10 protein-coding genes are annotated in these 9,261 nt (G+C 72.9%); 5 read left to right on the top strand and 5 right to left on the bottom strand.

Annotated features, from left to right (window positions below):
• The first annotated feature begins 64 nt into the window (after nt 1-64).
• Together ACIGZJ_RS06855 and ACIGZJ_RS06860 are read left to right on the top strand one after the other, a co-directional pair.
• Nucleotides 65-754, top strand: a complete 690-nt coding sequence (locus tag ACIGZJ_RS06855) for a DUF1707 domain-containing protein (RefSeq protein ID WP_396456542.1) — start codon at nt 65-67, stop codon at nt 752-754.
• A 348-nt stretch (nt 755-1,102) separates the two neighbouring features.
• Nucleotides 1,103-1,459 (top strand): WhiB family transcriptional regulator, encoded by a 357-nt coding sequence (locus ACIGZJ_RS06860; protein WP_392929650.1) that lies wholly within the window; start codon nt 1,103-1,105, stop codon nt 1,457-1,459.
• Nucleotides 1,460-1,622: 163 nt separating this feature from the next.
• Here the strand turns inward: ACIGZJ_RS06860 and glpX are convergent, their stop codons facing one another.
• Nucleotides 1,623-2,663 carry a class II fructose-bisphosphatase gene (gene glpX, locus ACIGZJ_RS06865; protein ID WP_396456284.1) on the bottom strand — a complete coding sequence of 347 codons (1,041 nt, stop codon included), beginning with the start codon at nt 2,661-2,663 and terminating at the stop codon, nt 1,623-1,625.
• A 215-nt stretch (nt 2,664-2,878) separates the two neighbouring features.
• Here glpX and ACIGZJ_RS06870 point away from each other — a divergent pair, with 215 nt between their 5' ends.
• Nucleotides 2,879-3,415, top strand: a complete 537-nt coding sequence (locus ACIGZJ_RS06870) for a DUF4245 domain-containing protein (protein WP_396456285.1) — start codon at nt 2,879-2,881, stop codon at nt 3,413-3,415.
• Between the two features lie 84 nt (nt 3,416-3,499).
• Here ACIGZJ_RS06870 and ACIGZJ_RS06875 read toward each other — a convergent pair whose 3' ends face one another.
• The 4 genes from ACIGZJ_RS06875 to ACIGZJ_RS06890 all read right to left on the bottom strand — a co-directional run bounded on the left by ACIGZJ_RS06875 (nt 3,500) and on the right by ACIGZJ_RS06890 (nt 7,088).
• Nucleotides 3,500-4,102 (bottom strand): malonic semialdehyde reductase, encoded by a 603-nt coding sequence (locus ACIGZJ_RS06875; protein ID WP_392928891.1) that lies wholly within the window; start codon nt 4,100-4,102, stop codon nt 3,500-3,502.
• A gap of 111 nt (nt 4,103-4,213) precedes the next feature.
• Nucleotides 4,214-4,465: an exodeoxyribonuclease VII small subunit gene (locus ACIGZJ_RS06880; RefSeq protein ID WP_396456286.1), complete on the bottom strand. Its 252-nt coding sequence runs from the start codon at nt 4,463-4,465 to the stop codon at nt 4,214-4,216.
• A gap of 54 nt (nt 4,466-4,519) precedes the next feature.
• Entirely contained in the window at nt 4,520-5,734 is a 1,215-nt protein-coding gene (xseA, locus tag ACIGZJ_RS06885) for an exodeoxyribonuclease VII large subunit (protein ID WP_396456287.1), read from the bottom strand.
• A gap of 10 nt (nt 5,735-5,744) precedes the next feature.
• Entirely contained in the window at nt 5,745-7,088 is a 1,344-nt protein-coding gene (locus ACIGZJ_RS06890) for an APC family permease (RefSeq protein WP_396456288.1), read from the bottom strand.
• An 87-nt stretch (nt 7,089-7,175) separates the two neighbouring features.
• Here ACIGZJ_RS06890 and ACIGZJ_RS06895 point away from each other — a divergent pair, with 87 nt between their 5' ends.
• Together ACIGZJ_RS06895 and ppgK are read left to right on the top strand one after the other, a co-directional pair.
• Complete coding sequence (locus tag ACIGZJ_RS06895) at nt 7,176-8,150, top strand: 4-hydroxy-3-methylbut-2-enyl diphosphate reductase (protein ID WP_396456289.1); 975 nt, start codon at nt 7,176-7,178, stop codon at nt 8,148-8,150.
• Nucleotides 8,151-8,325: 175 nt separating this feature from the next.
• Nucleotides 8,326-9,072: a polyphosphate--glucose phosphotransferase gene (gene ppgK / locus ACIGZJ_RS06900; RefSeq protein WP_396456290.1), complete on the top strand. Its 747-nt coding sequence runs from the start codon at nt 8,326-8,328 to the stop codon at nt 9,070-9,072.
• The last annotated feature ends 189 nt before the right edge of the window (nt 9,073-9,261 follow it).

The raw sequence follows: 9,261 nt of genomic DNA on the forward strand, positions 1-9,261 counted from the left end.
TGACTAGTCTTGGGCCGTGGACAACTCGCCGTCGCACGACGACCAGGGGCAGTCGCCCGTACCCATGACCAAGCCGGAGGCCGCGCCGCCCGTCCGGGCCGTGCACGCCCCGGTCGCGGAGGCCGAGATGCGGGCCTCCGACGCCGACCGCGAGCGGGTCGCGGAGCTGCTGCGCGACGCCTACGCCGAGGGCCGGCTGAACGTCGACGAGCACGCCGAGCGGATCGAGGCCGCGTACGCCGCGAAGACGCTGGGCGAACTCGTACCGCTCACCCGCGACCTGCCGACCCACCGGCCGATCTCCTTCGAGAAGCCCTCGCTGGACGCCCGCGGGGCCCGCCCGGACGGACCGGTGCGGCTGCCGGCCCGTCAGGAGGCGCCGACCATGGTGGCGATCTTCGGCGGCGCCTCCCGCAAGGGCCGCTGGCGGGTCGGCTCGCACCTGCGGGCGGTCGCGCTGTTCGGCGGCATCGAGATCGACCTGACCGACGCCGTCTTCGAGTCGCCCGAGGTGGTGATCGAGGTGACGGCGGTGTTCGGCGGGGTCGACATCAAGGTGCCGGAGAACGTCAGCCTGCACGGCGGAGGCGTCGGGATCTTCGGCGGCTTCGACGTGAAGGAGCAGACCGCCGCGGACCCGTACGCGCCCGTCGTCCGGGTCAAGGGGGCCGCGGTGTTCGGCGGTTGCGAGGCGCGGCCGCGCAAGGGCAAGAAGCTCAAGGAGTGGGTGCGCAAGCAGCTTGGCGCCGAGTAGCCCCGCCCGGCGGGTCGGCCGAGGCGGCTCAGGAGCCGTCCCGGGGCCGGTGTGCCCGAAGTGTCCGAAGTGCCCGGCCGGAGGCAACTCCCGGCCGGGCACTCCTCGTTGTGTTCGGTGCACTCCGTAGTCGATTGCGTGCAGTGTGCATGAATCACGGCGCGGCGGGGTAATTCCTCTCGCACATCGCTTCTTGTACGGCTGCGCACCGGGGGCGGCCTGTGGCCGGCCCGGGGGGTGAAGAGCGGGGGCTCGCAGCCGGGCAGGGGAGCGAGCTTCCCCGTGTCCGAGAGCCTCGTCAGGAGTACGGCCGTGCTGCATCCGATCGAGTCCCGCACCACCTCGCCCATCGCCGCCGCCCAGGTGCTGGACCGCAGGCCAGGCGCCCAGCCGCAGAGCGAGGACGATCCCTGGCACACCGGCGCGGCCTGCCGGCGGGACGAGGTGGGGTTGTTCTTCGCGCCGTCCAAGGAGCCCACGGCGGCCCGGCTCTCGCGCGAGGAGCAGGCGAAGCAGGTCTGCGCCCGTTGCCCGGTGCTGCTGGAGTGCCGGGAGCACGCGCTCGCGCAGCCGGAGCCGTACGGGGTGTGGGGTGGTCTGACGGCCGCCGAGCGCCGGGTGGTGCTGGCCCGCCGCCGGCGCCGCGAGGCGGAGTTGCGCGAGGCGGCCCGGGTGCCGGCCTCCCCTCGCCGGATAGCGGGCTGAGCGGGAGAACGACGGGGCGCGGCCTCGGCGGAGGGGGATTCCGCCGAGACCGCGCCCCGTCGTGCACAACCGGCCGGAGCCCGGTCGCGAACCGTCGGCCGATGCGCCTGCGCACCGGCCGCCGGTCCATTGCGGGTCGGCCGCAACCCGCTTTCGGGATCCGTCAGTTGGCGCGGTCGAAGTCGATCGCGCTGTAGGCCCGCAGCTTGGACAGCTTGTGGGTGGAGTGGATCTCCCGGATGGTGCCGCTCTTGGAGCGCATCACCAGCGAGCTGGTGGTGGCGGTCTCCTGGCGGTAGTGCACACCGCGCAGCAGCTCGCCGTCGGTGATGCCGGTGGCGACGAAGAACACGTTCTCGCCGCTGACCAGGTCGTTGGTGGTCAGGACGCGGTCCAGGTCGTGACCGGCGTCGAGGGCCTTCTGCCGCTCGGCGTCGTCCTTGGGCCAGAGCCGGCCCTGGATCACACCGCCCATGCACTTCATGGCGCAGGCCGCGATGATGCCCTCGGGGGTGCCGCCGACGCCCATCAGCAGGTCGACACCGGTGCCCTCGCGGGCGGCCATGATGGCGCCGGCGACGTCACCGTCGGAGATGAACTTGATCCGGGCGCCGGCCTCGCGGATCTCCTGGACCAGGCCCTCGTGGCGCGGGCGGTCGAGGATGACGACCGTGACGTCCTCGACGGCGCTGCCCTTGGCCTTGGCGACCCGCCGGATGTTGACGGCGGCCGGGGCGGTGATGTCGACGAACTCGGCGGCCTCCGGGCCGCAGACCAGCTTGTCCATGTAGAACACGGCACTGGGGTCGAACATCGTGCCGCGGTCGGCCACGGCCAGCACGGCGACGGCGTTGTTCATGCCCTTGGCGGTCAGCGTGGTGCCGTCGACCGGGTCCACGGCGACATCGCACTCGGCGCCGGTGCCGTCGCCGACCCGCTCGCCGTTGTAGAGCATCGGGGCCTCGTCCTTCTCGCCCTCCCCGATGACGACGATGCCGTTCATCGAGACGGTCGAGACGAGGGTGCGCATCGCCTTCACGGCGGCACCGTCGGCGCCGTTCTTGTCGCCCCGGCCGACCCAGCGGCCGGCGGCCATCGCGGCCGCCTCGGTGACCCGGACGAGTTCGAGCGCGAGGTTCCGGTCGGGAGCCTCGGGCGCGACCTCAAGGGATCGGGGGAGGTTGTGCGGGTACTGCGTGGTCATCGTCGTTACCTCTCTGTACGCGACGGCCAGTAAGCGCCCGACTACTGCCTGGTCGAACGCCGTGGTGAGGGTCCTGCGATCGTATCTGCCCACGAGATGACTGTCTGTGGCGCGGGTCGCCACCCCCTGCCGGGGCCGTGCGGTTTGCCCCGCTTCACCCGTACGTGGACACCCCGGGTGCGGGGGGTGCGAACCTCATGAGTCACCATGTGGGGGTGGCAGCGGAGAGCAAGGGCATGAGGGGCCGGCAGACGGTACGGGACATGGTCCTGTCGATGCTGGCGGTCGGTGTCGTGGTCTGGGTCGGATACCTGTTCCTCCCGCACGACGCGGACGGCGACGGTGTGCGGAAGGTCGAGTACAAGGTGGCGGCGTCCTCGGCGAAGCGGGCCGCGCCGTACCCGCTGCTGGCGCCGGAGGGCCTGTCCGCCCAGTGGCGCGCCACGTCGGTGAAGTACGACCCGGCGGCGCTGGGCGGCGGTCGGGGCAACGCCTGGCACCTGGGCTTCGTCACCCCGTCCGGCCAGTACGCGGCGGTCGAGCAGAGCGACGTCTCCCGCGACACCCTGCTCGACGCGATGGTGGCGGGCGGCAAGCCGGACGGCACCTCGGAGGTGGCCGGGCAGATCTGGGACCGCGTCCAGGGCACCAAGTCCCGCGCCCTGGCCGTCCAGAGCGGCGGCGCCACCACGGTGCTCACCGGCACCGCCTCCTACGAGGAGCTGGCCGAGCTGGCCGCGGCGCTCAAGTAGCCCCGGAGCAAGCGGAAGGGCCCGCACCGGTACGACCGGTGCGGGCCCTTCCGCATGCCTCGCGGCAGCCGCGGGGCGGGGGTGTCAGACGGTGGTGACGACCTCGTCGTAGGCCAGGCGCGGCGAACGCGGGTACCAGGCGTTCTCGCCCGGCTTGCCGATGTTGACCACGGCCAGCACCGAGTGCTCGCCGTCGGCGAAGAACTCCTTGTTGATGCCCGCGGCGTCGTAGCCGGTCATCGGGCCCGCGGCCAGGCCGGCGGCGCGCACGCCGATGATGAAGTAGCCCGCCTGCAGGGCGCCGTTCAGCAGCGCGGAGGACTCGCGGACCGGACGCTCGGTGAAGAAGATGTCCTTGGCCTCGGGGAAGCTCGGCAGCTGGGTCGGCAGCTCCTCGTGGAACTCGTTGTCCACGGCCAGGATGGCGACCAGCGGCGCGGCGGCGGTCTTGGCCTTGTTGCCGTCCGCCAGGTGCTGGACCAGGCGCTCGCGACCCTCGGCGGAGCGGACCAGGACGACGCGCAGCGGCTGCTGGTTGAACGCGGTCGGGCCGAACTTGACCAGGTTGTAGATGGCCTGGACCTGCTCCTCGGAGACCGGCTCGTCGGTGAAGGTGTTCGCGGTGCGGGCCTCGCGGAACAGCAGGTCCTGAGCGGCGGTGTCGAGTACCAGGGCGTCGGTGGTCATGCTTGTCTGCACCTCATGCGTGACGGGTTCGTCTGGACGGCCGGCGGCGCCGGTCATCTGGTCCCAACATGAGTGAACTTTCAACTGTTCCCGGTGGCACTGTGACCCGTGTCACTGCCGCGCCGGACCGCCCTCCTCGGCGGCCAGCGCGGCGTCCAGCCGGGCCCGAGCACCGTCCAGCCAGCGCTGGCAGACCTTCGCCAGCTGCTCGCCGCGCTCCCAGAGCGCCAGCGACTCCTCCAACGAGGTGCCGCCGTTCTCCAGCTGCCGGACGACCTCCAGCAGCGCGTCCCGGGCGTGCTCGTACCCCAGCGCGTCGTCCGGGGTCCGCGCCGCCGCCTCCACCTGCTCCTGCTCAGCCATGGGAGCCAGCGTAGGCGCTGGCGCCGACACCGCGCGGAACCGGACGCCGGGTCCCTACGGCTGCGGGCCCGCCGTCACGTCGAAGCCGCCGCCCGCCACCCGGGCGTGCAGCGCGTCGCCCGCCGAGACCTGCGCCGGATCGGTCACCACCGTGCCGTCCGCGCGCTGCAGCACCGCGTAGCCGCGCTCCAGGGTCGCGGCGGGGGAGAGCGCCACCACCCGGGCCAGGGTGTGCCCGAGGTCGCTCTGGGCGTGGTCCAGCCGGTGCCCGAGGGTGCGCCGGGCCCGCTCCAGCAGGCCCGCCACCTCCTGGCCGCGCCCGTCCAGCATCCGGTGCGGCGCGGCCAGCGCCGGGCGGCTGCGCAGGCCGTCCAGGCCGTGCTGCTCCCGGTCGACCCGGCCGAGCACGTGCCGGCGGGCCCGGTCACGCAGGTGCAGGACCTTCGTCAGCTCCTCGCCGACGTCCGGAACCACCCGTTTGGCGGCATCGGTGGGCGTGGAGGCGCGCAGGTCGGCGACGAAGTCCAGCAGCGGCTGGTCCGGCTCGTGCCCGATCGCGCTGACCACCGGCGTCCGGGCGGCCGCGACGAGCCGCACCAGGGACTCGTCCGAGAACGGCAGCAGGTCCTCCACGCTGCCGCCACCCCGGGCCACGATGATCACGTCCACCTCGGGGTGCTCGTCCAGCTCCCGCACCGCGGCGCTCACCCGCTCGACCGCGCTGACGCCCTGCACCGGCACGTTGCGCACCTCGAAGCGGACGGCCGGCCAGCGCCGCCGGGCGTTCTCCAGGACGTCCCGCTCGGCCGCCGAGTCGCGACCGGTGACCAGGCCGACGCACTGCGGCAGGAACGGCAGCGGCCGCTTCCGCTCGGCGGCGAACAGGCCCTCCCCGGCGAGCCGGCGCTTCAGCTGCTCCAGTCGGGCCAGCAGCTCGCCGAGCCCCACCAGCCGGATCTCGGCCGCCCGCAGCGAGAGCTGCCCGCGCGCCGCGTACCACTCCGGCTTGGCGTGCACGACGACCCGCGAGCCCTCCTGCACCACGTCCGCGACCTGTTCGAAGACGGACCGGAAGCAGGTCACGGTGAGCGACACGTCGGCCTGCGGGTCGCGCAGGGTCAGGAACACCACGCCCGCGCCCGGCCGCCGGCTGAGCTGGGTGATCTGGCCCTCCACCCAGACCGCGCCGAGCCGGTCGACCCAGCCGCCGATCAGCGCGGAGACCTTGCCGACCGGGAGCGGGGCTTCGGGGGAGCTGGTGTTGGCCATGCGTACGAGGCTAGCGGCGGATGCCGACAGCGGAGGACCCCTGGACGAGCAGGACGAGCAGCCCGGCCCCCAGCCAGACCGCCCCCGCGAGCTGCGCCGTGTGCGAGGCCTCGTAGACCACCGCGCCGATCACCGCCAGGCCCAGCACCGGCACCACCACGTGCCGCAGCCAGTCCCGCGAGCCGTGCTTGACCACGTACCAGCCGATCACCGAGGCCTGCAGCAGCGCGAAGGCCGACAGCGCGCCCATGTTCACCACCGAGGTCAGCTGGTCCAGCCCGTCGTCGCGGTCGGCCGCCCAGACCGCCGCGCCCATCGTGATCACCGCCGCCACCAGCAGGGCCCGGCGCGGTACCGAGGTGGCCGGGTCCACCGTGCCCAGCAGGCGCGGCAGCCGTCCGTCCCGGGCCATCGCGTACACCAGCCGCCCGGCCGCGGCCTGCCCGGCCAGTGCCGCGAACGCCGCGCCGATCGCCTTGCCGGCCGCCACCAGGACGTGCAGCCAGTGCCCGATCCCGCTCTCCACGGTGTCGTAGAAGGCCGAGCCCTGCGCCGCCGGATCGGCCGCCAGCTGCTGCGGGGTCGTCGGCTCCAGCAGCGCCGCCAGGTAGGTCTGCAGCACGAACAGCACCCCGGCCAGCACCAGGCACCACAGCACCGCCCGGGCGACCGCCGCCGAGGCTCCCACCGCCTCCTCCACGAAGGTCGCGATGGCGTCGAAGCCCAGGTAGGAGAGGACGGCCACCGACACCGCCGAGATCACCGCCGCCGCCGAGAAGCCGCCGACCGCCGTGAACGGGGTGTCCCAGCCGCGCTGCGCGCCGTCCCGGACCAGCACCACCACCGCCGAGACGACGAAGACGGCCAGCACCGCGATCTCCATCGCCAGCACCGCGAACCCGACCGAGGCCGCCGTCCGCACCCCGACCAGGTTGAGCGCGGTGGTGACCAGCACCGCCAGCGCGGTCCACACCCAGCGCGAGACCTCCGGCACCAGCGAGTGCAGCGCGATCCCGGAAAACAGGTACGCCACCGCCGGGATCAGCAGGTAGTCCAGCATCGCCATCCACCCGGCGATGAAGCCCGGCCCCTCGCCCAGCCCGGCCCGCGCGTAGGCGAACACCGAACCGGTCTGCGGCACCGCGCGCACCATCTGGGCGTACGAGAAGGCGGTGAGCCCCATCGCCAGGGTGGCCGCCAGGTACACCGAGGCCACCGCGCCGTGGCTCTTGGCGTCCAGGACGCCGAACACGCCGACCGGCGCCATCGGGGCGATGAACAGCAGCCCGTACACCATCAGGTCGCGCACGCTCAGGGTGCGTCGCAGCTCGCCGTGACCCGCTTGCTCGCTCATAGACTCCACATTTGAGCATTTGCGGCGGATTCCGACCCGAAGGCGCCAACCGTCGGCGCGGCTCGGTACCGCCCGTACGATGGAGCCATGTCCAACACCGCGCAGCGCCGTGTCCTGCTCGCCGCCCCCCGGGGCTACTGCGCGGGCGTCGACCGCGCCGTGATCGCCGTGGAGAAGGCCCTGGAGCAGTACGGGGCCCCCATCTACGTCCGCAAGCAGATCGTCCACAACAAGTACGTGGTGCAGACCCTGGAGAAGCAGGGCGCGATCTTCGTCGACGAGACGGAGGAGGTGCCCGAGGGCTCGATCGTGGTGTTCTCCGCGCACGGCGTCGCGCCGTCCGTCCACGACGAGGCCAAGGCCGGCAGGCTCGCCACCGTCGACGCCACCTGCCCGCTGGTCACCAAGGTGCACAAGGAGGCCGTCAGGTTCGCCGACGAGGGCTTCGACATCCTGCTGGTGGGCCACGAGGGCCACGAGGAGGTCGTCGGCACCATGGGTGAGGCGCCCGACCGGATCCACCTGGTGGACGGCGCCGAGGACGTCGCCAACGTCGAGGTCCGCGACGAGTCCAAGGTCGTCTGGCTCTCCCAGACCACGCTCTCGGTGGACGAGACCATGGCCACCGTCGGCGAGCTGAAGAAGCGCTTCCCGCTGCTGGTCAGCCCGCCCAGCGACGACATCTGCTACGCCACCCAGAACCGCCAGGTCGCCGTCAAGCAGATGGCGCCCGAGACGGACCTGCTGATCGTGGTCGGCTCCAAGAACTCCTCCAACTCGGTCCGCCTGGTCGAGGTCGGCCTGGAGTACGGCGCCAAGGCCGCCCACCTGGTGGACTTCGCCGAGGAGATCCAGGAGTCCTGGCTGGAGGGCGTCACCACGGTCGGCCTGACCAGCGGCGCCTCGGTGCCGGAGATCCTGGTCGAGGGCGTCCTCGACTGGCTGGCCGCGCGCGGCTACGACGACGTGTCGACCGTCAAGACCGCCGAGGAGCACCTGACCTTCTCGCTGCCCAAGGAGCTCCGCCGCGACCTGCGCGCCGAGGCCGCCGGCAAGCTGTAGTCCCGTCGCACAGCGCCCGGCGCCCCGCAGTGCCCGGTGCCCCTCCGGGGTGCCGGGCATTGCGCTGTGCAGGGCCGGGCCCGTTCTCGTAGTTTTGTGCACAGTTGTGCACAGGCCTGTGGACAACGGTCCGGGACGGCCGTCCCGGGCAACGGTCCGGCGGAGGGTGTTCGTCATGACGGCGGTATTCGGTGTGGACATCGGCGGTTCGGGCATCAAGGGCGCCCCCGTCGACCTCGGCCGGGGTGTGCTCGCCCAGGAGCGGCACAAGGTCCTCACCCCGCAGCCCTCCGCGCCGGAGGCCGTGGTCGCCGCCGTCCGCGAGGTGGTCCGCCACTTCGACCACCAGGGCCCGGTCGGGCTGACCTTCCCCGGGGTGGTGGTCAACGGGCAGACCAGAACCGCGGCCAACGTGGACAAGGGCTGGATCGGCCTGGACGCCGCGGGCCTGTTCCGGGAGGCGCTGGACCTGCCGGCCACCGTGCTCAACGACGCGGACGCGGCCGGCTTCGCCGAGACCGCGCACGGCGCCGGCCGCGACCAGCCGGGGGTGGTGCTGGTGCTCACCTTCGGCACCGGCATCGGCAGCGCCCTGTTCGTGGACGGCGCGCTGGTGCCCAACACCGAGCTGGGGCACCTCGAACTGCGCGGCAAGGACGCCGAGCGGCGCGCCTCCTCGGCGGCCAAGGAGCGGCACGGGCTGAACTGGGAGCAGTGGGCCGGGCGGGTGGACGAGTACCTGGACCTGGTGGAGATGCTGTTCTCGCCGCAGCTGATCGTGATCGGCGGCGGGGTGAGCCGCAAGCACGAGAAGTTCCTGCCGCTGCTGCGCGAGCGCGAGGCGCGGATCGTCCCGGCGGAGCTGCGCAACGACGCGGGGATCGTCGGGGCGGCCATGGCGGCCGCGCGGGCGGCGGGCTGACCGCCGTTCGGCGGCGGCTCCTGGAGCCCTGGGTCGTAAGTGTGGAGCCGGAAGCCGTGGGCGCGTTGAGGAGTGGAAAGTCGAACCGGCCGACTTTCCACTCCTCAAACCCCCCCGGGGGTTCGCGAGGTGGGCCCCCACCCCGGCCGGAACAACTCCGCCCCCACACCCGGGCCCGCGCCCCCCCAC

This window comes from Kitasatospora sp. NPDC052868, from assembly GCF_044547105.1.
Classification (GTDB): domain Bacteria; phylum Actinomycetota; class Actinomycetes; order Streptomycetales; family Streptomycetaceae; genus Kitasatospora.

What these genes read in the sequence shown, in the direction of transcription:
- ppgK (WP_396456290.1), top strand. Translation starts at nt 8,326, where the DNA reads ATGACGGCGGTATTCGGTGTGGACATCGGCGGTTCGGGCATCAAGGGC.
- glpX (WP_396456284.1), bottom strand. Translation starts at nt 2,663, where the DNA reads ATGACCACGCAGTACCCGCACAACCTCCCCCGATCCCTTGAGGTCGCG.
- ACIGZJ_RS06890 (WP_396456288.1), bottom strand. Translation starts at nt 7,088, where the DNA reads ATGAGCGAGCAAGCGGGTCACGGCGAGCTGCGACGCACCCTGAGCGTG.
- xseA (WP_396456287.1), bottom strand. Translation starts at nt 5,734, where the DNA reads ATGGCCAACACCAGCTCCCCCGAAGCCCCGCTCCCGGTCGGCAAGGTC.
- ACIGZJ_RS06875 (WP_392928891.1), bottom strand. Translation starts at nt 4,102, where the DNA reads ATGACCACCGACGCCCTGGTACTCGACACCGCCGCTCAGGACCTGCTG.
- ACIGZJ_RS06880 (WP_396456286.1), bottom strand. Translation starts at nt 4,465, where the DNA reads ATGGCTGAGCAGGAGCAGGTGGAGGCGGCGGCGCGGACCCCGGACGAC.
- ACIGZJ_RS06855 (WP_396456542.1), top strand. Translation starts at nt 65, where the DNA reads ATGACCAAGCCGGAGGCCGCGCCGCCCGTCCGGGCCGTGCACGCCCCG.
- ACIGZJ_RS06895 (WP_396456289.1), top strand. Translation starts at nt 7,176, where the DNA reads ATGTCCAACACCGCGCAGCGCCGTGTCCTGCTCGCCGCCCCCCGGGGC.